The organism is Mesorhizobium sp. WSM1293, from assembly GCF_000513875.1.
Classification (GTDB): domain Bacteria; phylum Pseudomonadota; class Alphaproteobacteria; order Rhizobiales; family Rhizobiaceae; genus Mesorhizobium; species Mesorhizobium ciceri.
In genome coordinates, this window is sequence record NZ_AZUV01000032.1 from 1 (window position 1) to 24540 (window position 24540).

Annotated in this window: 24 protein-coding genes; 15 read left to right on the plus strand and 9 right to left on the minus strand. The window is 62.4% G+C overall.

The annotated features are described in order from the left end of the window. The 7 genes from M729_RS1000000137765 to plsY all read left to right on the plus strand — a co-directional run. The coding region (locus M729_RS1000000137765) for a 2-oxo acid dehydrogenase subunit E2 (RefSeq protein ID WP_198032143.1) at nt 1-147 on the plus strand (147 nt) is incomplete at its 5' end. 149 nt (nt 148-296) lie between these two features. Continuing rightward, nucleotides 297-932 (plus strand): SGNH/GDSL hydrolase family protein, encoded by a 636-nt coding sequence (locus tag M729_RS0127415; protein WP_013531484.1) that lies wholly within the window; start codon nt 297-299, stop codon nt 930-932. A 12-nt stretch (nt 933-944) separates the two neighbouring features. Further along, nucleotides 945-2390 (plus strand): dihydrolipoyl dehydrogenase, encoded by a 1446-nt coding sequence (gene lpdA, locus M729_RS0127420; protein WP_013531485.1) that lies wholly within the window; start codon nt 945-947, stop codon nt 2388-2390. Nucleotides 2391-2479: 89 nt separating this feature from the next. Beyond that, nucleotides 2480-2737 (plus strand): GlsB/YeaQ/YmgE family stress response membrane protein, encoded by a 258-nt coding sequence (locus M729_RS0127425; RefSeq protein WP_013531486.1) that lies wholly within the window; start codon nt 2480-2482, stop codon nt 2735-2737. A 138-nt stretch (nt 2738-2875) separates the two neighbouring features. Then, entirely contained in the window at nt 2876-3841 is a 966-nt protein-coding gene (gene lipA, locus M729_RS0127430; protein ID WP_013531487.1) for a lipoyl synthase, read from the plus strand. 12 nt (nt 3842-3853) lie between these two features. Beyond that, nucleotides 3854-4309 carry a type II toxin-antitoxin system RatA family toxin gene (locus M729_RS0127435; protein ID WP_013531488.1) on the plus strand — a complete coding sequence of 152 codons (456 nt, stop codon included), beginning with the start codon at nt 3854-3856 and terminating at the stop codon, nt 4307-4309. Between the two features lie 9 nt (nt 4310-4318). Further along, on the plus strand, nt 4319-4993 hold the full coding sequence (plsY, locus tag M729_RS0127440) for a glycerol-3-phosphate 1-O-acyltransferase PlsY (RefSeq protein WP_027163469.1): 675 nt from the start codon (nt 4319-4321) through the stop codon (nt 4991-4993). Between the two features lie 45 nt (nt 4994-5038). On the opposite strand, the gene M729_RS0127445 is transcribed toward plsY, so the two are convergent. Both M729_RS0127445 and M729_RS0127450 read right to left on the minus strand, forming a co-directional pair. Then, entirely contained in the window at nt 5039-5521 is a 483-nt protein-coding gene (locus M729_RS0127445; protein ID WP_027163470.1) for a CinA family protein, read from the minus strand. Further along, nucleotides 5518-6747, minus strand: coding sequence for a bifunctional 2-C-methyl-D-erythritol 4-phosphate cytidylyltransferase/2-C-methyl-D-erythritol 2,4-cyclodiphosphate synthase (locus tag M729_RS0127450; RefSeq protein ID WP_027163471.1), 1230 nt, complete (start codon nt 6745-6747; stop codon nt 5518-5520). Before M729_RS0127450 ends, M729_RS0127445 begins: the two co-directional genes overlap by 4 nt. A 243-nt stretch (nt 6748-6990) precedes the next feature. Here M729_RS0127450 and dusB point away from each other — a divergent pair, with 243 nt between their 5' ends. From dusB to hflX, 8 genes are all read left to right on the plus strand, one after another. Then, the gene (dusB, locus tag M729_RS0127455; RefSeq protein ID WP_027163472.1) at nt 6991-8019 is read left to right on the plus strand and encodes a tRNA dihydrouridine synthase DusB; all 1029 of its coding nucleotides are present in this window, start codon (nt 6991-6993) and stop codon (nt 8017-8019) included. After that, nucleotides 8016-9158 (plus strand): nitrogen regulation protein NR(II), encoded by a 1143-nt coding sequence (locus M729_RS0127460; protein ID WP_027163473.1) that lies wholly within the window; start codon nt 8016-8018, stop codon nt 9156-9158. The genes dusB and M729_RS0127460 overlap by 4 nt, the downstream gene beginning before the upstream one ends. After that, nucleotides 9155-10615: a nitrogen regulation protein NR(I) gene (gene ntrC / locus M729_RS0127465; RefSeq protein ID WP_013531494.1), complete on the plus strand. Its 1461-nt coding sequence runs from the start codon at nt 9155-9157 to the stop codon at nt 10613-10615. Before M729_RS0127460 ends, ntrC begins: the two co-directional genes overlap by 4 nt. 129 nt (nt 10616-10744) lie before the next feature. Continuing rightward, entirely contained in the window at nt 10745-13030 is a 2286-nt protein-coding gene (locus M729_RS0127470; RefSeq protein WP_027163474.1) for a PAS domain-containing sensor histidine kinase, read from the plus strand. Next, nucleotides 13020-14381 carry a sigma-54 dependent transcriptional regulator gene (locus M729_RS0127475; protein WP_013531496.1) on the plus strand — a complete coding sequence of 454 codons (1362 nt, stop codon included), beginning with the start codon at nt 13020-13022 and terminating at the stop codon, nt 14379-14381. The genes M729_RS0127470 and M729_RS0127475 overlap by 11 nt, the downstream gene beginning before the upstream one ends. A gap of 98 nt (nt 14382-14479) precedes the next feature. Then, nucleotides 14480-15343, plus strand: coding sequence for a D-amino-acid transaminase (locus tag M729_RS0127480; RefSeq protein ID WP_027163475.1), 864 nt, complete (start codon nt 14480-14482; stop codon nt 15341-15343). Nucleotides 15344-15488: 145 nt separating this feature from the next. Beyond that, nucleotides 15489-15734: an RNA chaperone Hfq gene (hfq, locus tag M729_RS0127485; protein ID WP_006202172.1), complete on the plus strand. Its 246-nt coding sequence runs from the start codon at nt 15489-15491 to the stop codon at nt 15732-15734. Then, nucleotides 15735-17126: a GTPase HflX gene (gene hflX / locus M729_RS0127490; protein WP_027163476.1), complete on the plus strand. Its 1392-nt coding sequence runs from the start codon at nt 15735-15737 to the stop codon at nt 17124-17126. A 63-nt stretch (nt 17127-17189) separates the two neighbouring features. Here the strand turns inward: hflX and mazG are convergent, their stop codons facing one another. The 7 genes from mazG to cyoA form a co-directional block, all read right to left on the minus strand. Then, entirely contained in the window at nt 17190-18014 is an 825-nt protein-coding gene (gene mazG / locus M729_RS0127495; protein WP_027163477.1) for a nucleoside triphosphate pyrophosphohydrolase, read from the minus strand. 80 nt (nt 18015-18094) lie between these two features. Continuing rightward, nucleotides 18095-19279, minus strand: coding sequence for an amino acid aminotransferase (locus M729_RS0127500; RefSeq protein ID WP_024505198.1), 1185 nt, complete (start codon nt 19277-19279; stop codon nt 18095-18097). A 244-nt stretch (nt 19280-19523) separates the two neighbouring features. Further along, on the minus strand, nt 19524-20231 hold the full coding sequence (locus M729_RS01000000135895; RefSeq protein ID WP_032809458.1) for an SURF1 family protein: 708 nt from the start codon (nt 20229-20231) through the stop codon (nt 19524-19526). Between the two features lie 96 nt (nt 20232-20327). Beyond that, complete coding sequence (gene cyoD / locus M729_RS0127510; RefSeq protein ID WP_013531503.1) at nt 20328-20708, minus strand: cytochrome o ubiquinol oxidase subunit IV; 381 nt, start codon at nt 20706-20708, stop codon at nt 20328-20330. Then, nucleotides 20705-21331 (minus strand): cytochrome o ubiquinol oxidase subunit III, encoded by a 627-nt coding sequence (gene cyoC, locus M729_RS0127515; RefSeq protein ID WP_027163478.1) that lies wholly within the window; start codon nt 21329-21331, stop codon nt 20705-20707. The genes cyoD and cyoC overlap by 4 nt, the downstream gene beginning before the upstream one ends. A 5-nt stretch (nt 21332-21336) precedes the next feature. Beyond that, entirely contained in the window at nt 21337-23349 is a 2013-nt protein-coding gene (cyoB, locus tag M729_RS0127520) for a cytochrome o ubiquinol oxidase subunit I (protein WP_024505201.1), read from the minus strand. 15 nt (nt 23350-23364) lie between these two features. Beyond that, a complete protein-coding gene (gene cyoA / locus M729_RS0127525; protein WP_027163479.1) occupies nt 23365-24534 on the minus strand; it encodes a ubiquinol oxidase subunit II in 1170 nt (389 codons plus the stop codon). Nucleotides 24535-24540 lie beyond the last annotated feature (6 nt).

The window sequence follows — 24540 nt, forward strand, 5'->3', positions numbered from 1 at the left end:
GTGGTCAAGAACGGCGAGATCAGAATAGCCACCGTGATGTCGGTGACGCTGTCGACCGACCACCGCGCCGTGGACGGTGCGCTGGGTGCCGAACTGCTGGTCGCCTTCAAGCGCCTGATCGAGAACCCGATGGGCATGCTGGTTTAGGGAAGCGAGAGGGCGGTGCGGATAGTCTTCACCAGCCTCTTCGCTTTCATCATTTCCGGATTCGCCACCGGACTGGCTGCTCGGAAACGGGCGGTCACAACCCATGGATGGCGGGTGAAGCGTGGGTTGATCGACGCGCAGGTGGGTGCATGAAGACGGTTCTTTGTTACGGCGACTCGCTGACCTGGGGCTACAATGCCGAAGGTGGCCGCCATGCGCTGGAAGACCGCTGGCCAAGCGTGCTGCAGGCCGGCCTTGGCAGTGGCGTCGAAGTTATCGCCGAAGGCCTCAATGGCCGCACCACCGCCTTCGACGACCACCTGGCGGGTGCTGATCGCAACGGCGCCAGGCTGCTGCCAACGGTGCTGACGACGCATGCGCCGATCGACCTGATTGTCATCATGCTCGGCGCCAACGACATGAAGCCGTGGATCCACGGCAATCCCGTCGCGGCCAAGCAGGGTATCCAGCGGCTGATCGACATCGTGCGCGGTCACGACTATCCGTTCGACTGGCCGGCGCCGCAGATCCTCATCGTTTCGCCGCCTGTCGTCAGTCGCACCGAAAATGCCGAATTCAAGGAAATGTTTGCCGGCGGCGACGACGCCTCGAAGTTTTTGGCACCGCAATATGCCGCGCTCGCCGATGAGGCCGGCTGCGGCTTCTTCGACGCCGGCAGCGTGGCGCAAACCACACCTCTCGACGGTGTTCATCTTGACGCCGAAAATACGCGAAACATCGGCGAGGCGCTGACACCAGTCGTGCGCGTCATGCTGGAATTGTGAAGGAGAAAACCCGTGGCTGAGAACTATGACGTCATCATCATCGGCTCCGGTCCCGGCGGCTATGTCACCGCGGTGCGTTCCGCGCAGCTCGGCTTCAAGACGGCGATCGTCGAGCGCGAGCATCTCGGCGGCATTTGCCTTAACTGGGGCTGCATCCCGACCAAGGCGCTGCTGCGCTCGGCCGAGATCATGCACTATTCGGATCACCTGAAGGATTACGGGCTGAAGCTCGACGGCAAGGTCAGCGTGGACACATCGGCCGTCGTTGACCGCTCGCGCAAGGTGTCGCTGCGGCTCAATGGCGGCGTTGCCTTCCTGATGAAGAAGAACAAGGTCGACGTCATCTGGGGCGAGGCCAAGCTTTCGAAGGCGGGCGAGATCGTCGTGTCCAAGACGGCCAAGAAGCCGATGGAGCCACAGCCGCCGGTGCCGAAAGGCGTCAAGGGCGAGGGCACCTATACCGCCAAGCACATCATCCTGGCGACCGGCGCCCGGCCACGCGCGCTGCCCGGCATCGAGCCGGACGGAAAGCTGATCTGGACCTATTTCGAGGCCATGGTGCCGAAGGAGATGCCGAAGTCGTTGCTCGTCATGGGGTCGGGCGCCATCGGCATCGAATTCGCCTCCTTCTACCGCACAATGGGCGCCGAGGTGACGGTGGTCGAATTGCTGCCGGCGGTGATGCCGGTCGAGGACGCCGAAGTCTCGAAGTTCGCGCAAAAGCAGTTCGAGAAGCAAGGCATGAAGATCATCCTCGAAGCCAAGGTGACTAAGGTCGAGAAGGGCACGAACTCGGTCACGGCGCATGTCGAGATGAAAGACGGCAAGGTCGAGAAGATCACCGCCGACCGGATGATCTCGGCCGTCGGCGTGCAGGGCAATATCGAAGGCCTCGGGCTTGAGGCGCTTGGCGTGAAGACCGAACGCGGCTGCGTCGTCATCGATGGTTACGGCAAGACCAATGTGCCAGGCATCTACGCCATTGGCGATGTCGCCGGCCCGCCGATGCTCGCCCACAAGGCCGAACATGAGGGTGTCGTGTGCATCGAGAAGATCGCTGATTTTCCTGGCGTACATGCCACCGACAAGCTGAAGATTCCGGGCTGCACCTACTGCAATCCGCAGGTCGCCTCGGTTGGCCTGACCGAAGCCAAGGCCAAGGCAGAGGGCTGGGATATCCGGGTCGGGCGCTTCCAGTTCGCCGCCAATGGCAAGGCGATCGCGCTCGGTGAGGATCAGGGCTTCATCAAGACCATCTTTGACAAGAAGACCGGTCAATTGCTCGGCGCCCACATGGTCGGGGCCGAAGTGACCGAACTGATCCAGGGCTTTGTCGTGGCGATGAACCTGGAGACGACCGAGGAAGAGCTGATGCACACCATCTTCCCGCACCCGACGCTGTCGGAGATGATGAAGGAAAGCGTGCTCGACGCCTATGGCCGCGCGCTCAACGCGTGATAGATTGAAAGCGCTGCTACAGATGGAACCCGGCGGCAAGGTACATCGTTTGCGGATGCACTTTCATCCATCACACAAGGAGAAGGCATATGCACCTGAATGGCGTCGGCTGGATAGCAGCCATCATCATCGGCGGCCTGGCAGGCTGGTTCGCCGAAATGTTCATGAAGAGCAACACCGGCATCTTCATGAACATCGTTATGGGCATCGTCGGCGCGATCGTACTGAACGCTATTCTGCAGGCTCTCAATTTTGGCCCGTTCGGCGTCGGCTGGATTGCCTATCTGATCACCGGCTTTATCGGTGCCTGCCTGCTGATCTGGGCGGGACGCCTGGTGCGCCGCTGACATCCCTGAAGAGCTGCCATGCGAAAAAGGCTGTTGCGGCATGCGCCGCAGCGGCCTTTTTCTTTGCGCCGAAAAGTCCTAGATGACGTTATGACAACGAACGCCTGACTGGCGCTCGCCAATGAACCAGGTTTCCCGATGGTCACTGTCCTCGATACGATCGCCAACGCACCGCGCCTGCGGCATCCGGAAAAGGCGCACAAGCCTGATCAGGATGTCCTGCGCAAGCCCGACTGGATACGCGTCAAGGCGCCGACGTCGAAGGGCTATGCCGAAACGCGCGAAATCGTGAAGTCGCACAAGCTGGTGACGGTCTGCGAAGAGGCCGGCTGCCCCAACATCGGCGAGTGCTGGGAAAAGAAGCACGCCACCTTCATGATCATGGGCGAGATCTGCACCCGCGCCTGCGCTTTCTGCAACGTCGCCACGGGCATTCCAACCGCTCTTGACCCGGATGAACCGGCCCGCGTCGCGCATGCGGTCAAGCAGATGGGCCTTACCCATGTCGTCATCACCTCGGTCGACCGCGACGATCTCGCCGATGGCGGTGCGCAGCATTTCGCCGAGGTCATCCGCGCCATCCGGGCGGCGACGCCGCTGACGACGATCGAAATCCTGACGCCCGACTTCCTGCGCAAAGACGGCGCGCTGGAGATCGTCGTGGCGGCCAAACCCGACGTCTTCAACCACAATCTCGAAACCGTTCCGTCGAACTATCTGACGGTTCGTCCGGGCGCCCGCTATTTCCATTCGATCCGGCTGTTGCAGCGGGTCAAGGAGCTTGATCCGTCGATCTTCACCAAGTCCGGCATCATGGTGGGGCTGGGCGAAGAACGGAATGAAATCCTGCAGTTGATGGACGATCTGCGTTCGGCCAATGTCGACTTCATGACCATAGGCCAGTATCTGCAGCCGTCGAAGAAGCACCACCCGGTGATCCGCTTTGTTACGCCGGAGGAGTTCAAATCCTTTGAGACGATCGGCCGGACCAAGGGTTTCCTGCTGGTGGCGTCCAGCCCGCTGACGCGTTCATCGCATCACGCCGGCGACGATTTCGCCAAGCTGCGTGCGGCACGGGAAGCGATTCTCAAGAAATCAGCTTAATCAGCCGGTTTCATGCCAAAATTCGAAGCTACCCGACGCGTATCCCATACACCCGAGCAGATGTTCGCTTTGGTCGCCGATGTTGAATCCTATCCGCAATTCCTGCCGCTTTGCGAAGCGCTGACGGTTCGCTCGCGCAAGGAGCGTGACGGGCGTACCGTTCTCCTTGCCGACATGAGCATCGGCTACAAGGCGATCCGCGAAACCTTCACGACGCAGGTACTGCTGAAGCCCGACGAGAACACCATCGACGTGAAGTACATCGACGGGCCGTTTAAATATTTGAGCAATGTCTGGCGTTTCGAACCCGACGGCGCCGGTTGCGCCGTCCGCTTCTTCATCGACTACGAGTTCAAGAGCCGCATTCTGGGCGCGGTCATGGGAACCATGTTCGATCGTGCCTTCCGCATGTTCGCCGAAGCCTTTGAGAAGCGCGCCGACGTCATCTACGGTACAAAACCGTCTTGAGGCTTGCGCATGCTTTTCTGGATAGCGAGCACCGTTGGACTGGCGATCGCCTATCTCTTCGGTTCCATGCCCACGGGTTATCTGGCGGGGAAGCTGCTCAAGGGCATCGATATCCGGGAGCATGGCTCCAAATCCACCGGGGCAACGAACGTTTTGCGGGTCTTGGGAAAATGGCCTGCGTTGGTGGTGTTGCTGGTGGATGTGCTGAAAGGTGCTGCGGCGATCGTCTTTACCCGCTGGTTCTATCCCTGGTTCATCACGTTGCCGTTGGTTACGCCATCGACCCCGCTTGACCTGCAAGCTTGGGTGCCTTGGGCTGTTTGCCTGGCCGGAATTGCCGTGTTGTTGGGACATGGCCGTTCGATCTGGTTGAATTTTACAGGTGGCAAATCCGCTGCGACGGGGCTTGGCGTGTTGCTGGCTCTGTCTTGGCCGGTAGGTGTGGGGGCTGCGGCGGCTTTTGGTGCTGTGCTGGCTACGTCTCGGATAGTTTCCCTGAGTTCGATGGTAGCGGCGTTGACCGCGATCGCCCTCATCTGTGGCCTGGAGCAACCATTGGCCTATCGGTTGTTGGTGATTGCGGGCAGCATCTACGTGGTTATGCGCCATCGTGCCAACATTCAGCGGCTGCTGGCTGGGACAGAGCCACACTTGGGGCAAAGCAGCCCGGAATCGAAAACGTAGCCGCAAATCCGGCTTTCGGGTCCGCCCGCCCAACGTTTTATAATCCTATCCGAGTGCTTGCAGGCCCAGTTCCAGCGCTTGCCGGACCGTTTCGCGACGGATGAAATCGCGGCCTTTGTCTGCAAAGTGTTGGTGCTCGGCGACAATCGGTCGGCCGTCCAGCGCAACCCCGAACCAGACCAGGCCGACCGGTTTTTCCGCCGAACCGCCGCCTGGCCCGGCGATCCCGGTAACCGCCAGGGTGAGCCCGGCGCGCGAACGGGTAAGCGCGCCTGTCGCCATCTCGATCGCAGTCTCGCGCGAAACCGCGCCATGCGCATCGAGCGTGGCGGCGGAAACGCCGAGCATGTCCATCTTGGCTTCGTTGGAATAGGTGATGAAGCCGCGATCGACCACGGCGGACGAGCCGGCGATGTCGGTGAGTGCCGCGATGATCATGCCGCCGGTGCAGCTTTCCGCCGTTGCCAGCATGATGCCGCGTTTCTGGCAGGCTTTAAGCAAGGCATTTGCCAGGTCGCTGTTGGTCATTCCGGCACCTCGCCGGGAAACACCACGCTGGCAGTGGCGATCGCCGCAATGCCTTCCTCGCGCCCGACGAAGCCGAGCTTCTCGTTGGTTGTCGCCTTGATCGAGATGCGATCCGCGGAAATTGCCAGCATCTGCGACAGGGCTGCCGTCATCGCCTCGCGGTGCGGGCCGACGCGCGGCGCTTCGCAGATCAACGTGATATCGGCATTGGCGATGCGGCCGCCGCGCTCGCGCACCAGCCCTGCCGCATGCTCGACGAAGATCCGCGACGCAGCGCCTTTCCACTGCGGGTCGGACGGCGGAAAATGCGTGCCGATGTCGCCGGCGCCGCAGGTCGCCAGCAACGCATCGGTCAGAGCATGCAGACCGACATCGGCGTCGGAATGGCCGGACAGTTTCTTGTCGTGTGCAATGGCGACGCCACACAGTGTGACATGGTCGCCGGGCTCGAAAGCATGGACGTCGTAGCCATTGCCGGTCCGGATGTCGGGAAAGCGCACACGTTCGCCGGAAAGCCGCTGGTCCGCCATGGCAATATCCCGTGCCCAGGTGAGTTTGACATTATCCGGCGAGCCCGGAACGATCTTGACCGGAATATGCGCCCATTCGGCGATCGCGGCATCGTCGGTAAAATCCATTTTTCCCAGATGATGGGCTTTCTCGTGCGCGGCAAGGATGGGCCAGAACGGAAAGCCCTGCGGCGTTTGCGCCGCGTGAAGACCGCTGCGCGAAACGGTTTCGCCAACCACGCCGGAGGCCGACTCGCGCTTCAGCGTGTCGGCGACGGGCAAAGCGGGCAATGCGCCCTCGCGCTCGCCGATGGCGGCGATGGTGCGATCTATCAGGTCCGCATCGACAAACGGACGCACGGCATCGTGGATCAGAACCTGCCCCGGCGCGTGGTCTCTAAGGGCAAGCAGGCCGAGCCGGACGGATTCCTGCCGGGTCGCCCCGCCGATAACGGCGCTAACGCGCTCGGCGTTGGTGCCCGCCGCCTGCCGGAACAGTTCATGGTCGTCGGCATGAATGGCGACGACGACCTCGCTGGTCCGCGGGTGGGCCAGAAAAATGTCCAGCGTGTGTGCAATGACGGCAAAGCCGCCAATGTGTTGATATTGCTTCGGTCCGTTGGCCTGTCCGGCGCGCGCGCCACGGCCGGCCGCGACGATTACCACCGCGACCTTGCCATCCGCACTCGAAACGTGATTTTCACTTGCGTCAGTCATTGCAGATTGGCTTAGCGCACGATCCCGAAAAGTGTAATCGGTTTTCGGCAAAGATCGTGCGTCAAATATGAATCCCAAAGCGTCCTTTGCGCGTCCCACGGGGCGCGCGGCGCTTTGGCCACACCCAATCCCGAAGGCCAGCATTTTCCCAATTGCGCCTTAATGTGGCGTCATTCCGCGTTGCACATTGCGGCCGATATGGCTAGAGAATGTGCAACGAATGAAGATGCTTGGTTTTTGTGCATGGTTAATTTGACCAAATTGGCCGCGCCGCTTAACGTCGGCGGCGTGAAACTCCGCAATCGCGTGTTCCTCGCGCCGATGTCGGGCATTACGGACGAGCCGTTCCGGCAGCGTGCCCACGCGCATGGTGCGGGCCTGGTCGTGTCCGAAATGGTTGCCAGCGGCGAGCTCGCCAAGGGCAGGGCCGGTTTCAACCTGCGCATACGCCACTCCGGCCTGCCCGTCCATATGGTTCAGCTTGCAGGCCGCGAGGCGGTGCACATGGCCGAAGGTGCCAGAATCGCCGCCGGCGAGGGCGCCGACATTATCGACATCAACATGGGATGCCCGGCCAAGAAGGTCACTGGCGGCTACGCTGGTTCGGCATTGATGCTGGATCTCGACCACGCACTGTCGCTGATCGACGCCGTTGTCGGCGCGGTCGAGGTGCCAGTGACGGTCAAGATGCGGCTTGGCTGGGACGAAGGCGCGCTCAACGCGCCGATGCTGGCGCGCCGCGCCGAGCAGGCCGGTGTCAGCATGGTGACCGTGCACGGCCGAACGCGCTGCCAGTTCTATCAGGGCAAGGCCGACTGGCGCGCCATCGCCCGCGTCAAGGAAGCCGTGTCCATCCCGGTCGTCGCCAATGGTGACATCTCTTCGCCGGCGGAAGCGGCCGACATTCTCGATCAATCGGGTGCCGACGCCGTGATGATCGGCCGTGCCCATTATGGCGCGCCCTGGATCGCAGGTGGCATTGCGGCCGCAGCGACAGGCGAAGCGACGCCAAATATTCCACAGAACCCGACGGCGCTCGCCGATTACATCGTGGCCCATTATGAGGACATGCTGGCGCTCTACGGCGCCGAAAGCGGCCTGCGCCAGGCGCGCAAGCATCTCGGCTGGTATCTTGATCGGCATGCAGGCGGCGTCGCCGACGACAGCCGAAAGGCCGTACTGACCGCATTCGAGCCCGCGCGCGTCATTGCCTTGCTGCGCGATGTGTTTTCGCGCGATCCGCAACCTTTGACCCTGCGGAGTGCCGCATGAACGCCGCCGCCGGCCAAGGCGCTGAAATGGCGGATGCCGCCCAGATCGTACTCAACACCATCCGCCGCCCGGTGATCATGATCAGCGAGGAAGGCTTCATCACCTTTGCCAACGCCGACGCGGAGGACTTCTTTCGTTCAAGCGCGACCATGCTCGCACGCAACACGCTGTCAAAACTCATTCCCTTCGGCAGCCCGCTGCTGACGCTGGTCGACCAGGTGCGCGAGCGCCTGGCACCGGTCAACGAGTATCGGGTCGACGTGTCGTCGCCGCGTCTCGGCATCGAGAAGGTCGTCGATCTCTATGTCGCGCCGGTACCGGAATTTCCGGGCTCGGTGGTGGTTATGTTCCAGGAACGGTCGATGGCCGACAAGATCGACCGGCAGATGACGCATCGCGGTGCGGCGCGCTCGGTCACCGGCTTGGCGGCGATGCTTGCCCATGAGATCAAGAACCCGCTCTCCGGCATCCGCGGCGCTGCCCAGTTGCTGGAACTGTCGGCTTCCGACGAAGACCGTGCGCTGACGCGGCTGATCACCGACGAGACCGACCGCATCGTGTCGCTGGTCGATCGCATGGAGGTGTTTTCCGACGAGCGGCCGATCGACCGCTACCCCGTCAACATCCATGTCGTGCTCGACCATGTGAAGGCCATTGCCAAGAACGGTTTTGCCAAGAGAATCAAGATATTGGAGGACTATGATCCTTCGTTGCCTCCGGTGTTTGCCAACCGCGACCAGTTGATCCAGGTGTTCCTCAACCTGGTCAAGAACGCCGCCGAGGCGATCGGCAGTGACCCGCAGGGCGAGATCATGCTGTCGACCGCCTTCCGGCCAGGCATCCGTGTTTCCGTTCCGGGCACGCAGGACCGCGTGTCGCTGCCGCTGGAATTTTGCGTGCGTGACAATGGTTCCGGCGTCTCGGAAGATATCCTGCCGATCCTGTTCGACCCGTTCATCACCACCAAGCCGAACGGCTCGGGGCTGGGGCTGGCGCTGGTCGCCAAAATCGTCGGCGAACATGGCGGCATCATCGAATGCGAATCGACGCCGCGCGGGACCACATTCCGCATCCTGATGCCGGCCTGGAAAGAAGCGCCATACGGCGCCGATGAAGACGGTGAAGGAGACCGCAAATGACCGTTCGCGGCAATATTCTCGTCGCCGACGACGATGCGGCGATCCGCACTGTCCTCAACCAGGCGCTTTCGCGCGTCGGCCACGAGGTGCGCGTCACCTCCAATGCTTCGACTTTGTGGCGCTGGGTGGCGGCGGGCGAGGGCGATCTGGTCATCACCGATGTGGTGATGCCGGACGAAAACGCCTTCGACATGCTGCCGCGCATCAAGAAGGCGAGGCCGGAACTGCCGGTCATCGTCATGAGCGCCCAGAACACCTTCATGACGGCGATCCGCGCGTCTGAAACCGGCGCCTATGAGTATCTGCCCAAGCCGTTCGACCTGACCGAACTGCTCAACATCGTCAACCGGGCGCTTTCCGAGCCGCGACGGCCGAAGATCGATGCGCGGCCGGAAGAGCAGCCCGATGCAATGCCGCTGGTCGGCCGTTCGGCCGCCATGCAGGACATCTACCGCATGCTGGCGCGCATGATGCAGACCGACCTGACGGTGATGATCTCGGGCGAATCCGGCACCGGCAAGGAACTGGTGGCGCGCGCGCTGCATGAATATGGCCGCCGCCGCGGCGGCCCGTTTGTCGCCATCAACATGGCGGCGATCCCGCGCGACCTGATCGAATCGGAACTGTTCGGTCACGAGAAGGGCGCCTTCACCGGCGCGCAGAATCGCTCGACCGGACGCTTCGAGCAGGCTGAAGGCGGCACGCTGTTCCTCGATGAAATCGGCGACATGCCGATGGAAGCGCAGACGCGGCTGCTGCGCGTGCTCCAACAGGGCGAATACACGACGGTTGGCGGACGCACGCCGATCAAGACCGACGTGCGCATCGTCGCCGCCACCAACAAAGATCTGCGCACCCTGATCAACCAGGGGCTTTTTCGCGAGGATCTGTTCTATCGCCTCAACGTGGTGCCGCTCCGGCTGCCCGCGCTGCGTGAGCGCTCCGAGGATGTGCCCGACCTTGTCCGTCACTTCTTCAAGCTCGGCGAAATGGAAGGCCTGCAGACCAAGCGCATTTCTTCCGGCGGCATCGAGTTGATGAAGCGCTATCCGTGGCCGGGCAATGTGCGCGAACTGGAAAACCTGGTTCGCAGGCTCGCCGCGCTCTATTCGCAGGACGAGATTTCCGCCGAGGTCATTGAGGCCGAGCTCAAGACCGGCGAACGTCCCGTGGTGCCGGGTGGCGGCAACCTCATTCCCGACGATTTGTCGATCGGCCAGGCGGTCGAGCACTTCCTGCAACGCTATTTCGCCTCGTTTGCCGGCGATTTGCCACCTGCCGGGCTTTATCAACGCATCCTGTCCGAGGTCGAGTTTCCACTCGTCCTGGCCTCGATGACGGCAACCCGCGGCAACCAGATCAAGGCCGCGGAACTGCTTGGCTTGAACCGCAACACGCTGCGCAAGAAGATTCGCGAACTCGGCGTCAACGTCTACAAATCGTCGCGCCAGGGCTGAGCCTTGATCTGAGCCCGCGCTCTTTTCAGGGGATCGGCTCGCGAAAGATTTCCGTCTCGGTCACACTTGTTGCATAATCGCCACAATGCGTTGCATACATCCGACGCAATCATGGCACTAGACGGCGACATGGCCCCGCAGGCACCGACAACAAACCAACCGCTTTTCAGCGAACCCGGCGCTCGTGACGGGCGCCGGCTGCTTGCGCTGCCAGGCGTGATCGCGGTCGTCGGCGCGCTGATAACGGCGGCGATCTCGTTCACCATCCTCGTTGGCGCCACGCCGATCACACCGAACGAGTCGACGACGCTGGCGTTGATTGCCCTCAACGCGGCTTTCGTCCTGATTCTTATCGCGCTGGTCGGGCGTGAGGTGCACCGCATCCTGATGGCGCGCCGGCATGGCAAGGCCGCTTCGCGGCTGCATGTGCGCATTGTCGCCATGTTCGCCCTGGTTGCCGCCATTCCGGCCATCATGGTGGCCATCATCGCGTCGATCACGCTCGACATCGGCCTCGACCGCTGGTTCGAGATCCGCACCAAGACGATCGTCAATTCGTCGCTGTCGATCGCCGACGCCTATGTTCAGGAAAATGCCCGCAACCTGCAGGGTACGACACTGTCCATGGCCTATGATCTCGATGCGTCACGCACACTCTACGGCCTTGATCGTACCGGCTTTCTCGACCTGATGAACAAGGAAGCCGTGGGCCGTTCGCTGGCTCATGCGGCGCTGATCAAACCTGACGGCTCTTTCGTCATGAGCGCCAAGACCGACACGGATTTTGCCATGCCTGAGCCGCCGGAAGGCGCCGTGGCCAGCGCTGCCGACGGCAAGCCGGTGCTGATCGAGCCGAAAACGCGCAACATCATGGGCGCCATCGTCAAGCTGCGTGAGATCGAAGGGCTCTATCTCTATACCATTCGCCTCGTCGATCCGGAGGTCATCAAGGCGCGGCAGATCGTCAGGTCCAACACCGATGAATATCGGGGGCTGGAAGACAACCGCCGCACCTCGCAGGTGGCCTTCGCGCTGCCCTATCTTTCGCTCACCCTCATCATCATCCTGTCCGCGATCTGGACCGGCATTGCGGTCGCCGACCGTCTGGTGCGGCCCATTCGCCAGCTCATCGGCGCCGCCGACGAAGTGGCGACCGGCAATCTCGACGTCGCGGTTCCGGTCAGGCCCTCGGACGGCGACGTCGCCTCGCTTGGCGATACGTTCAACAAAATGCTTCTCGAACTGAAATCGCAGCGCAACGAGATCCTGTCGGCCAAGGACCTGATCGACGAACGGCGCCGCTTCTCGGAAGCTGTGCTTGCCGGCGTTACCGCCGGCGTCATCGGCGTCGATCCCTACGGCATCGTTACCATCGTCAATCGCTCGGCCGAGGCGATGCTGGCCATTTCGGCCAGCGCAGCCCTTGGGCAGAACCTTTCCGCCGTGCTGCCGCATGTCGGCCGCGTCTTCGAGATCGGCCGCAAGTCCGGCAAGCCTGTCTATCGTGAGCAGGTGACCTTCTACCGCGCCGGCGCCGAGCGGACCTTCAACGTTCAGATCACCATCGAGGCCGGCGATGACGGCTCGGAGGAAAAATCCTATGTCGTGACGGTTGACGACATCACCGACCTGGTCCAGGCGCAGCGCTCGTCGGCCTGGGCGGATGTGGCGCGGCGTATCGCCCACGAGATCAAGAACCCGCTGACGCCGATCCAGCTCTCGGCCGAACGCATCAAGCGCCGCTATGGCAAGGTGATTACCGAGGACCGCGAGGTTTTCGACCAGTGCACCGACACCATCATCCGGCAGGTCGAGGATATCGGCCGCATGGTCGACGAATTCTCGGCTTTCGCGCGCATGCCGAAGCCCGAGATGAAGGCCATAGATCTGCGCGAATCGCTGCGCGAGGCCTCGTTCCTGGTCGAGGTCAGCCGCGCCGACATCACTTTCGAGCGGATCTTCGGCAGCGAGCCACTGAAGGGCACGTTCGACAGCCGGCTGATGGCGCAGGCTTTCGGCAATGTGATCAAGAACGCTGCCGAGGCAATCGACGGATTGGAACAGAAGGATGGTTCGCACGGCATAATCCGGATTCAGGCCGGGCGCCAGAATGGTGCGATTCGAATCGACGTCATCGACAATGGCAAAGGCCTGCCACGCGAGAATCGCCAACGGCTGCTCGAGCCCTACATGACCACACGCGAGAAGGGCACCGGACTTGGCCTCGCTATCGTCAAGAAGATCGTGGAGGACCATGGTGGCAGGCTGGAACTACACGATGCTCCCGCGGACTTCCACGATGGGCGCGGCGCGATGATCAGCATCATCCTGCCGCCTGCGGCCGCAACGGCTCCGCGCGGCGAAAGCAGGGCGGAAAACGAAAGAGAAACTGAAAAGGTCGGTAATGGCGTCTGATATTCTCATCGTCGATGACGAGGAAGACATCCGTGAACTCGTCGCGGGCATACTGAGCGACGAAGGTCACGAAACCCGCACCGCATTCGATGCCGACAGTGCGCTCGCTGCTATAGCTGATCGCGCGCCGCGGCTGATTTTCCTCGACATCTGGCTGCAGGGCTCGCGTCTCGACGGGCTGGCGCTGCTCGACGAGATCAAGACGATGCATCCGACCTTGCCGGTGGTGATGATTTCCGGCCACGGCAACATCGAAACGGCGGTCTCCGCCATCCGTCGCGGCGCCTATGACTTCATCGAAAAACCGTTCAAGGCCGACAGGCTGATCCTTATTGCCGAACGTGCGCTCGAGACCTCGAAATTGCGGCGCGAGGTTTCCGATCTCAAGCTGCGCAGCGGCGAAACCTTCGATCTGATCGGCATGTCGTCGGCGATGAGCCAGTTGCGTCAGACCATCGAACGCGTCGCGCCGACCAACAGCCGCGTGATGATCATCGGCCCGTCTGGCTCGGGCAAGGAACTGGCCGCGCGCGCCATCCACACGCTGTCGGCGCGCAAGGGCGCGCCTTTCGTGACGCTGAGCGCCGCCAACATCACGCCCGAGCGTATGGAGATCGAACTGTTCGGCACCGAATCGAATGGCGTCGAGCGCAAGGTCGGCGCGCTCGAGGAGGCCCATCGCGGCATCCTCTACATCGACGAGGTGGCCGACATGCCGCGCGAGACGCAGAACAAGATCCTGCGCGTGCTGGTCGAACAACAGTTCGAGCGGGTAGGGGGAACCAAGCGGGTCAAGGTCGATGTCCGCATCATCTCCTCGACCTCGCAGAACCTCGAAGCGATGATTGCCGACGGTCGTTTCCGCGAGGATCTTTACCATCGCCTGGCGGTGGTTCCGGTCATCGTCCCGGGACTGGCCGAGCGGCGAGAGGATATTCCCTACCTCGTCGACAACTTCATGAAGCAGATCGCCCGCCAGGCCGGCATCAAGCCGCGCCGCATCGGCGACGACGCGCTGGCCGTTCTGCAGGCTCACAACTGGCCGGGCAACGTTCGCCAGCTGCGCAATAATGTCGAGCGCCTGATGATCCTGGCGCGCGGCGACGACGTCGATGCGCCGATCACCGCTGATCTGTTGCCGGCCGAGATCGGCGATGTCATGCCGCGCACCCCGAATCAATCCGACCAACACATCATGGCGCTGCCGCTCCGCGAAGCGCGTGAGCAGTTCGAGAAGGATTACCTGATCGCCCAGATCAACCGGTTCGGCGGCAACATCTCGAAGACCGCCGAGTTCATCGGCATGGAGCGCTCCGCTCTGCATCGCAAGCTGAAGTCCCTGGGCGTCTAAGCGCGACGTCCGACCAGCCGCGCGTGGTCCAACCATTTGCCGGTTACGCCCGCGGTGGAATCGCATAAGAAAGCCCGAGAATTTCTGAGGGGTCGCCAATGCCGCGCATTGCCTATGTCAACGGGCGCTATGTCACGCACGCCGACGCTGCCGTGCATATCGAGGATCGCGGCTATCAGTTCGCCGACGGTGTCTATGAGGTCTGCGAAGTGGCGCGTGGCTTCATCGTCGACATGCCGCGCCACCTGGCCCGGCTGAACCGTTCGCTGACCGAATTGTCGATCGCCTGGCCGGTCACCTCTCACGTGCTGCCGCTCATTCTGCGTGAGGTGGTCAATCGCAACCACGTCGCCAATGGCCTGGTCTACGTGCAGGTGACGCGCGGCGTGGCCAGCCGCGACTTCGTCTTCCCTTCCGCCGACACCAAGCCTTCGCTGGTGGTAACCGCCAGGAAGGCCGATCCTGCCGCTGGTGCAAAGCGAGCCGAGACAGGCATCGCGGTCATTACCGTGCCGGAGAACCGCTGGGACAGGGTCGACATCAAGACTGTCGGGCTGCTGCCCAATGTCTTGGCCAAGCAGAAGGCAAAGGAAGCCGGTGCGCAGGAAGCCTGGTTCGTCGACACCGAAGGTAACGTCAAGGAAGGCGGCTCGTCCAACGCCTGGATCGTCACCAGGGACGGCGTTCTGGTCACCAGGCCGGCCGAGCATGGCATCCTGCGCGGCATCACCCGCACGACCATGTTCGAAGTGGCCGCCAAGCTTGGCCTGAAGATCGAGGAGCGCGGCTTTTCCGTCGCCGAGGCCAAGACGGCACGCGAGGCGTTCATCAGTTCCGCAACGACGATCGCCATGCCGGTGGTGACCATCGATGGCGACACGGTCGCCAATGGGCACCCCGGCTCAATAACACTTTCGTTGCGGCAAGCCTTTTTTGACATTGCGGAAAAAAGTCCAGCCTGATAACCGCACAGGTGGAATGAACATCAATATATCTCGTTCTGCTTGTCGTTACTGACGACAAGACGGTGTTTGCGAGCTTGACATGCGCCCGTTAATTTGGCGCATTGGCTTGCAAACCGAAGGGGATCGGCGAAAGACAAGAACAATGGCGGAACGATCGCAAAACCTTCAGGACCTGTTCCTGAATTCAGTTCGCAAGAGCAAGAACCCGCTCACCATCTTCCTCATCAACGGCGTGAAGCTGACCGGCGTGGTCACTTCGTTCGACAATTTCTGTGTCCTGCTGCGCCGCGATGGTCACTCCCAGCTCGTCTACAAGCACGCCATTTCCACGATCATGCCGAGCCAGCCGGTTCAGATGTTCGATGGCGAGGAAAGCCAGGGCGCCTGATTGGCACGTGAGAAAGACGCGGACGCCACCGTTCGCGGGAAACCAGCGCATCACCCCGGGACTGAGGCCAAGGGCCCGACCCGGGCCGTGGTCATTGTGCCCGTCCTTACCCGCCACCAGCGCAACGACGACGAGACCAACCGCCCGCGGCTGATGCGTTCGGCTGATGCGCGTCACGACGAGGCCGTTGGCCTTGCCCGCGCCATCAACCTTGATCTGATTCACACCGCGGTGGTGACCGTCAACGATCCGCGCCCGGCGACGCTGCTCGGCAGCGGCAAGGTCGCCGAGTTCGCGGAAATCGTCAAAGAGGGACATGCGGAAGTGGTCGTCGTCGACCATCCGCTGACCCCGGTGCAGCAGCGCAATCTCGAGAAAGAGCTGAACGCCAAGGTGCTGGACCGCACCGGGCTGATCCTCGAAATCTTTGGCGAGCGCGCGCGCACCAAGGAAGGCACGCTGCAGGTCGAGCTCGCCCATCTCAACTACCAGAAGGGCCGCCTCGTGCGTAGCTGGACCCATTTGGAGCGTCAGCGCGGCGGCGCCGGATTCCTTGGGGGCCCCGGCGAAACACAGATCGAATCCGACCGGCGGCAGTTGCAGGAAAAGATCATCAAGCTGAAGCAAGAGCTGGAAACGGTGCGGCGCACGCGCGACCTGCACCGCGCCAAGCGCAGGAAGGTGCCGTTCCCGGTGGTGGCGATCGTCGGCTACACCAATGCCGGGAAGTCGACGCTGTTCAACCGGCTGACCGGGGCGGATGTGCTGGCACAGGACATGCTGTTCGCCACGCTCGACCCGACGCTGCGCCGCGTGCGCCTGCCACATGGCACGCCGATCATCCTCTCCGACACGGTCGGCTTCATTTCGGACCTGCCGACACATCTGATCGCGGCTTTCCGCGCCACCCTGGAAGAGGTGGTCGAAGCCGATCTCGTGCTTCATCTGCGCGACATTTCCGATCCGGACACGGCCGCCCAGGCCGAGGATGTCGAGCGTATCCTTGCAGATCTTGGCGTTGACGCTGGTGATGCCAAGCGGGTGATCGAAGTGTGGAACAAGATCGACCGGCTCGACGAAGGCAACCGGACCCGACTGCTTGCAGACGGCGCCGATGCCAACAAGGCGCCGCCGATTGCGGTGTCGGCGGTGACCGGCGAGGGCATCGATGCGCTGAAGGCGATCATCGAAACGCGCATGGCGGGCGAACTCGAAGACCTCACCGTGACGATCGAGCCGGCACAGTTCGGCCTTGTCGACTGGCTTTACCGCAATGGCGATGTGGTTTCGCGAAGCGACAATGACGACGGCAGCGCCACCATCTCGCTGAAGGCCACGCAAAGCGCGCGCGAAGAGATCGAAAGCAGATTGCGTCGTAAAAACAACGGATAATCCGGAGCAGTTCCAGGAAAAGTGTATAGCGGCTTTCCGTCGGGAGTTGCCCGAAAAGAGAGACTACTTCGCAGTCTTTGCTTCCTGCCAGAGCGCTTCCATCTCGGCCAGATCAGCCTTGTCCAGCGTGTTGCCGCCTTTCTCCAAAGCCTGCTCGACATAATGGAAACGTGAGCGGAATTTCTCGTTGGTGCCGCTCAGCGCTGCTTCCGAATCGAGCTTGAGGTGGCGACCGAGATTGACGACGGCAAACAGCATGTCGCCGAACTCGTCCTTGATCGAGGCGGTGTCGCCCTTGGCCAGCGCCTCGCGCAATTCGCCGATCTCTTCCTCGATCTTGTCGAGGATGGGCGCTGCCTCGCTCCAGTCGAAGCCGACGCGGGCGGCCTTCTCCTGAAGTTTCAGCGCCCGGGTCAGCGCGGGCAGGGCGACCGGCACGCTGTCCAGAAACCCCTTGCCATTGTCTTCGGGATCGAGACCGCGCGCGAGGCGGGCGCTTCGTTTCTCTGCCTTCTCTTCTGCCTTGATCTTTTCCCACATGCCCTTGGCCATGCCGGCGCTGCGGGCCTTTTCGTCGCCGAAGACATGCGGATGGCGTCGGATCATTTTCGTCGTGATGGCTTGCACCACATCGGGGAAGGCAAACTCGCCGGCCTCCTCGGCCATTTGCGCGTGGTAGACGACCTGCAGCAGCAGATCGCCGAGTTCGTCGCGCAGATCGTCGAGGTCGCCGCGCGCGATGGCATCCGCGACCTCATAGGCCTCTTCGATCGTGTAGGGCGCGATGGTCGAGAAATCCTGTTCGATATCCCAGGGACAGCCGGTCTTCGGCGCCCGCAGCGCCGCCATGATCTCGATCAGGCGCGAAATGTCTTTCGATGGCGTCATAGGGCTGATGCTATCGCGCGGCCGGCCGCGCGGCCAACGCTGTCAGCCGGCGAGAGTGCCTTGTCCACAGGCGAGCCACGTCAGTCGAGCACAGAAACGATCGCCTTGGCGAGCTCGTCCATGCCGTCTTCGGGCAGGCCGGCGACATTGATGCGGCTGTCGCCGACCATGTAGACGCCGTGCTCGGCGCGCAGCCGTTCGACTTGCGCTTCGGTGAGGCCAAGGCGGGAGAACATGCCGCGATGGCTGGCGACGAAATCGAAGCGGTCGGAATTGGATTGCCGGCGCAGGGCTTCGGCGAACTGGACACGGAGTCTCAGCATGCGCAGCCGCATCTCTTCAAGCTCGGCTTCCCAGTCTGCACGCAAGGCGGCGTCCTCCAGCACGATGCGTACGGCTGCTGCCCCGTGGTCCGGCGGCATCGAATACATGGCGCGCGCCGCCGACAGCATCTGGCTCATCGCCACATCTGCCTGTGCGCCGTCCTTGGCCAGGATCATTGCTGCGCCGACGCGGTCGCGGTAGACGGCGAAATTCTTCGAGCAGCTCGACGCGACGACCATTTCCGGAACTTTCGCCGCCAGCAGGCGCAAGCCGAGGGCGTCGGCCTCAAGGCCATCGCCAAAGCCCTGATAAGCGATGTCGACGAACGGCAGCAGCGCGCGCTCGACGACCAGATCGGTAACGGCTGCCCACTGTGCCGCATCCAGATTGGCGCCGGTTGGGTTGTGGCAGCAGCCATGCAGCAGCACGACGTCGCCGCTCTTTGCGGTCCGCAGGGCCGCCAGCATGTCGTCGAAGCGAACAGCACCCGACGCGGCGTCGAAATACGGGTATTCACGGATCTGCAGGCCGGCGGCGCGCATCACCGGCATGTGGTTCGGCCAGGTCGGGTCCGACAGCCAGATGGTTGCGTCCGAACGCGTCCGCTTCAGCAATTCCGCCACCAGCCGCAGCGCGCCGGAGCCGCCAGGCGCCTGTGCGGCGCGGATGCGCGTCATGTCGGCGCCCGGACCGAAGGCGAGCTTGGCCATCACCGTGTTGAAGCCGGTATCGCCGGCAAGGCCGAGATAGGTCTTGGTGTCCTGGGCCTGCAGCAGGCGCTTTTCCGCCTCGCGCACGGCGCGCATAACCGGCGTCTTGCCGTCGCGATCCTTGTAGACGCCGACGCCGAGGTCGACTTTGTCGGGACGCGGGTCGGCGCGATAAAGGCCGATCAGGGCGAGGATCTTGTCGGCGGGGGCGGGCTGCAGGGTCTCAAACATCGATAGGGCTCCAATGGCGGCGGAGTGATACGCAAATCGGTCGCGTTTCGCCAGCGGTTTTAGCTAGGTGCTCCAGCCCGAGACGGCTGGGAAGCCTGCCCTGCGCGCTCATGGATAAGGGTTGAGGGGAAACCCATTGATGCGCGTCGGAAATGACCAGCCGGCACGAGCAGAGCGATCACGCCATCCTCTGCGCCGGCATGAGCGCTTCCGTGTGTAATTTCGGCTTTGCCTCGGCCAGCGGTCAGCCCCCGCCGGGCCTGTCTTTCACAGCCTGCCGCAACAGACAGGCGACCGCGCCCAGCACCATCAAGGCCAGTCCGAACCATGTCAGGGCATAGACCAGATGGTTGTTGTGGAACGAAACGACCGTCAGGCCGCCGACCGGCCACCCTCCCGGATTGGGCGTGGCATCGGCATCGATGAAATAAGGAGCGACCTGCCCGACGCCTTGCTTGGCGGCGATCGCCTGTACATCGCGCGAATACCAGCGGTTGGCAGCCGGATCGTTGGTGCGCAGGAAGCCGCCTTTCGGTTCGCTGATGCGCAACAGGCCGTGAATTCCGGTGTGATCGCCCGAGGGCTTGCCTGCGAGGCGGGTTGCCGGATCGCGCTTGTCCGTCGGCACGAAGCCCCTGTTCACCAGAATCGTGAAGCCATCATCCGCTCGGAACGGCGCCATTACCCAGAAGCCACCGCCGAGATCGGTGACCGCCTGGACCAGGGTCTCGCGATCACCGAGAAACCGGCCCGTGACGACGAGGCGGCGATACTCGTCATCCCTGGCGTTGATCGCTGGCCAGGCCGAAGGCGCCGGGGCGGCCACGGGTACTGCCTTGAGACGCTGGTCGACACGCTCGATCAGGTCGAGCTTCCAGACGCGGCGCTCCAGCTGCCAGATACCGAGCGCCGAGAACCCTGCGATGCCGATGGCTCCGCAAAGGCAAAGCATCAATAGCGTCCATCTCGAACGCGTAACCCTTTGGCCGTCGGCTGTAGTCGGATGCGGTGTCGTCCGCGCCTGTTCGTCCAAAGTCAGGTCCCGCTCTCAGGGTATCTGACTCATGTCATGGCCGGGCATCATGTTGACGTTCAGATGGTACATGACCCAGAGCGAGCCCGTCAGCGCGATCATCACCAGGATGAGGGTGAAGATCAGCGCCATCATGGTCCAGCCGCTCTCCGACCTGGTGTTCATATGCAGGAAGAACACCATGTGGACGATGATTTGCACGACGGCGAAGGCCATGATGGCAATCGCCGACGCCATCTGATTGCCGAGCGCGTTGGTCATGACCAGCCAGAAGGGAACGGCGGTCAGCACGACGGACAGGCCGAAGCCTGTCAGATAGCCGGCCAGCGAGCCGTGATTGACGCCGTGATGCGCGTGGCTGTGGTTGCTGGTGTCTGTTTGGTGCCCGGCGCTCATCGCAACATTCCCATCAGATAAACGAAGGTGAAGACGCCGATCCAGATGACGTCGAGGAAGTGCCAGAACATGCTCAGGCACATCAGGCGCCGCTGGTTCGCGGCGATCAGCCCATGCCTGGAGACCTGCACCATCAGCACCACCAGCCAGACCAGGCCGAAGGTGACGTGCAGGCCATGTGTTCCGACCAGCGTGAAGAACGACGAAAGAAAGCCGCTGCGCTGCGGCGTCGCCCCCTCGTGGATGAAATGGGCGAATTCGTAGAGTTCGATGCCGAGAAAGGCGAGGCCGAACAGGCCGGTGATCACCAGCCACACCTGCATCGGCCTCACTCGCCCTTTCGCCATCTCCAGCATCGCGAAGCCGTAGGTGATGGAGGACAGGAGCAGCATGGTGGTGTTGAGCGCGACCAGCGGAAGATCGAACAGGTCCTTCGGCGCGGGCCCGGCGGCGTAGTTGCCACCGAGCACGCCGTAGACTGCAAACAGCACCGCAAAGATGAGGCAGTCGCTCATCAGGTAGATCCAGAAGCCGAGCATGGTGCTGCTGCCGCTCTCGGCATGGCCGTGGTCGTCTTCCAGGTGGAAGATCGTGTCGTCGATCACGGTGTCGGCGTGTGCCATGGTGCTCATCCCGCCTGGCTGGTGGCTGCGAGCAGGCGTGTCCGCTCGTCCTCGACGCGGGTGACGTCGCTGGACGGAATGTGGAAGTCCCGGTCGTAATTGAAGGTATGCGCGATGGCGTAGCCGATCAGAGCAACGAAGCTCACGATCGCCAGCCACCAGATGTACCAGATGAGTGCCACGGCAAGCACCACGCTCAACCCAGCCAGAATGACGCCGGCTCCGGTGTTGCGCGGCATGTGGATGTCGTGGAAGCCCGTCAACGGACGCTGGTAACCGCGATTCTTCATGTCCGCCCAGGTGTCGAGATCGTGGACGACCGGCGTAAAGGCGAAATTGTAGGCCGGGGGCGGCGACGAGGTTGCCCATTCGAGTGTACGCCCGTCCCACGGATCACCGGTGTCGTCGCGAAGCTGCTCGCGCCGGCGCACGCTGACGAAGATCTGGATGAGGAAGGACAGGATACCAAGCAGGATCAGGAAGGCGCCAAAAGCGGCGATGATGAACCAGATCTGCAGCGAGGGATCCTCGAAGGTGCGTAGCCGGCGCGTTACGCCCATCAGGCCGAGGATGTACAGCGGCATGAAGGCGAACCAGAAGCCGACCACCCAGAACCAGAAGGACATCTTTCCCCAGAACGGATCGAGCCGGAAGCCGAATGCCTTGGGGAACCAGTAGCTGATACCGGCAAACAGGCCGAACAGCACGCCGCCGATGATGACGTTGTGGAAATGCGCGACCAGGAACAGGCTGTTGTGGAGCACGAAGTCGGCCGGCGGAACCGCGAGCAGCACGCCGGTCATGCCGCCGACAGTGAAGGTCAGCATGAAGGCGACTGTCCACATCATCGGCAGTTCGAAGCGGATGCGGCCGCGGTACATGGTGAACAGCCAGTTGAATATCTTGGCGCCTGTCGGGATCGAAATGATCATCGTGGTGATGCCGAAGAACGAGTTGACGCTCGCTCCCGACCCCATGGTGAAAAAGTGATGCAGCCAGACGAGATAGGACAGGATGGTGATGACGATGGTGGCGTAGACCATCGAGGTGTAGCCAAAGAGCCGCTTGCCGCAGAAGGCCGAGGTCACTTCGGAAAATATGCCGAAGGCCGGCAGGATCAGGATGTAGACCTCGGGGTGGCCCCAGATCCAGATCAGGTTCACGTACATCATCGGATTGCCGCCGAAGTCGTTCGTGAAGAAGTTGGTGCCGACATAGCGGTCGAGAGCCAGCAGGGCCAGCACCGCCGTCAGCACCGGGAAGGCGGCGACGATGAGCACATTTGTGCAGAGCGCGGTCCAGGTGAAGATCGGCATTCTCATCATGGTCATGCCAGGCGCGCGCATCTTGACGATGGTGCAGACCAGGTTCACGCCCGACAGCAGCGTGCCGACGCCCGCCACTTGCAGCGCCCAGATATAATAATCGACACCGACATCGGGACTGTAGCCGATACCCGACAGCGGCGGGTAGGCGAGCCAGCCGGTGCGCGCGAATTCGCCGACGAACAGCGACATCATGACGATGACCGCGCCGCCGACCGTCATCCAGAAGCTGAAATTGTTGAGGAACGGAAACGACACGTCGCGCGCGCCGATCTGCAGCGGGACGACGAAATTCATCAGGCCCGTCACCAGCGGCATCGCCACGAAGAAGATCATGATGACGCCGTGCGCGGTGAAGATCTGGTCATAATGATGCGAATTGAGATAGCCTTCCGAACCGCCGAAGGCCATCGCCTGCTGGAGCCGCATCATGATGGCGTCGCTGAAGCCGCGCAGCAGCATGACGATGCCGAGCACCATGTACATCACACCGATGCGCTTGTGGTCGACGCTGGTGAACCATTCGCGCCACAGATAGCCCCAGAGCTTGAAATAGGTCAGCGCGCCGACGAGGGCGATGCCGCCCAGCGCGACGACTATGAAGGTCGCGACCACGATGGGCTCGTGCAGCGGCAGCGACTCGAGCGTAAGCCGGCCGAAGATCGCCTTGAGAAGAGCAGGATTGTCGAACATGTCTTGCGTGGCGCCTCAGGAGTTGAAGGGCGACCGAAGCGTGCCGGTTGCGGAAGGTGACGGCAGTCGGATCGACAGGGGCAGTGGCCGTTGCAGACCAGCGCCGACTATCGGCGTCGAGGTCATCGGCGTGGCGGATTGATCAGCCTTCGAAGCGGCCAGTGCTTCTTCGGTCGTGCATATGCTGGCGACATAGGATGGGGCAGGGCCGAATATCGTGCCGCGCCGGGCGAACTTGTCATACAGCAGCGGAAGCGTGTTGCGGATGCCGGCCATTCCCAGACCGCCCTTGGCATCGATCTGCGACATCTCGCTCATGCACATCTTGCCGGGCTCGACGCACATATTGAGGATCGCCTTGTAGAGATCGCTATCCACCGCCGCATAGTGGCGCACGGGTTGGTTCTCGCTGGGCTGTTCGAGCTCCAGATAGCCGTTTCGGTCGAGCTTGCCGCCGCTGTCCTTTGCCTTCGCGATCCATGCCTGGAAACCGGCATCGTCGAGGCCGTGGAACGCGAAGCGCATTCCCGAGAAGCCGGCGCCGCTGTAATTGGCAGAGAACCCTTCATAGTCGCCGGACTTGTTGATGACGGCGTGCAGCCTGGTTTCCATACCCGGCATCGCATAGATCTGGCCGGCCAGTGCTGGAATGTAGAAGGAGTTCATCACCGATGCGGAGGTGATGCGAAAGCTGATCGGCCGGTCGACCGGCGCAGCCAGTTCGTTGACCACGGCGACGCCGTATTCCGGATAAATGAACAGCCATTTCCAGTCGAGCGCGACGACTTCGACCTCAAGCGGGCGCACGTCCGGCGGCAGCGGCTTGCCGGCCGCTACACGTCCGATCGGACGATAGGGGTCGAGCAGGTGGGTGCCCATCCAGGTCACTGCGCCCAGGCAGATGATGATCAGAAGCGGCACAGCCCAAATGACGAGTTCGAGATGGGTCGAGTGGTCCCAATCCGGCTCGTAACGCGCCTCGCGGTTGGACTGGCGGTATCGCCAGGCAAAGAATATGGTGAGAGCCATCACCGGTATGATGACGATCAGCATCAGTGCCGTGGACACCATCAGCAGGTCGCGCTGCTGCTCGGCGACGTCGCCGGCAGGGTTCAGGACGACCATGCTGCAGGAGCCGAGCGATGCCAGCAGGGGCAGCAGGAAAAGGGTACGAAGACGGCTCAATGTATG

Excerpts from the sequence above, each read along its gene's own strand:
- M729_RS0127475 (WP_013531496.1), top strand. The coding sequence starts at position 13,020 with ATGGCGTCTGATATTCTCATCGTCGATGACGAGGAAGACATCCGTGAA.
- M729_RS0127500 (WP_024505198.1), bottom strand. The coding sequence starts at position 19,279 with ATGTTTGAGACCCTGCAGCCCGCCCCCGCCGACAAGATCCTCGCCCTG.
- M729_RS0127460 (WP_027163473.1), top strand. The coding sequence starts at position 8,016 with ATGAACGCCGCCGCCGGCCAAGGCGCTGAAATGGCGGATGCCGCCCAG.
- M729_RS01000000135895 (WP_032809458.1), bottom strand. The coding sequence starts at position 20,231 with ATGCTTTGCCTTTGCGGAGCCATCGGCATCGCAGGGTTCTCGGCGCTC.
- dusB (WP_027163472.1), top strand. The coding sequence starts at position 6,991 with ATGGTTAATTTGACCAAATTGGCCGCGCCGCTTAACGTCGGCGGCGTG.
- M729_RS0127450 (WP_027163471.1), bottom strand. The coding sequence starts at position 6,747 with ATGACTGACGCAAGTGAAAATCACGTTTCGAGTGCGGATGGCAAGGTC.
- lipA (WP_013531487.1), top strand. The coding sequence starts at position 2,876 with ATGGTCACTGTCCTCGATACGATCGCCAACGCACCGCGCCTGCGGCAT.
- hfq (WP_006202172.1), top strand. The coding sequence starts at position 15,489 with ATGGCGGAACGATCGCAAAACCTTCAGGACCTGTTCCTGAATTCAGTT.
- mazG (WP_027163477.1), bottom strand. The coding sequence starts at position 18,014 with ATGACGCCATCGAAAGACATTTCGCGCCTGATCGAGATCATGGCGGCG.
- cyoB (WP_024505201.1), bottom strand. The coding sequence starts at position 23,349 with ATGTTCGACAATCCTGCTCTTCTCAAGGCGATCTTCGGCCGGCTTACG.
- plsY (WP_027163469.1), top strand. The coding sequence starts at position 4,319 with ATGCTTTTCTGGATAGCGAGCACCGTTGGACTGGCGATCGCCTATCTC.
- ntrC (WP_013531494.1), top strand. The coding sequence starts at position 9,155 with ATGACCGTTCGCGGCAATATTCTCGTCGCCGACGACGATGCGGCGATC.
- cyoD (WP_013531503.1), bottom strand. The coding sequence starts at position 20,708 with ATGAGCGCCGGGCACCAAACAGACACCAGCAACCACAGCCACGCGCAT.
- M729_RS0127445 (WP_027163470.1), bottom strand. The coding sequence starts at position 5,521 with ATGACCAACAGCGACCTGGCAAATGCCTTGCTTAAAGCCTGCCAGAAA.
- cyoC (WP_027163478.1), bottom strand. The coding sequence starts at position 21,331 with ATGGCACACGCCGACACCGTGATCGACGACACGATCTTCCACCTGGAA.
- M729_RS0127435 (WP_013531488.1), top strand. The coding sequence starts at position 3,854 with ATGCCAAAATTCGAAGCTACCCGACGCGTATCCCATACACCCGAGCAG.
- M729_RS0127480 (WP_027163475.1), top strand. The coding sequence starts at position 14,480 with ATGCCGCGCATTGCCTATGTCAACGGGCGCTATGTCACGCACGCCGAC.
- M729_RS0127415 (WP_013531484.1), top strand. The coding sequence starts at position 297 with ATGAAGACGGTTCTTTGTTACGGCGACTCGCTGACCTGGGGCTACAAT.
- M729_RS0127425 (WP_013531486.1), top strand. The coding sequence starts at position 2,480 with ATGCACCTGAATGGCGTCGGCTGGATAGCAGCCATCATCATCGGCGGC.
- M729_RS0127470 (WP_027163474.1), top strand. The coding sequence starts at position 10,745 with ATGGCCCCGCAGGCACCGACAACAAACCAACCGCTTTTCAGCGAACCC.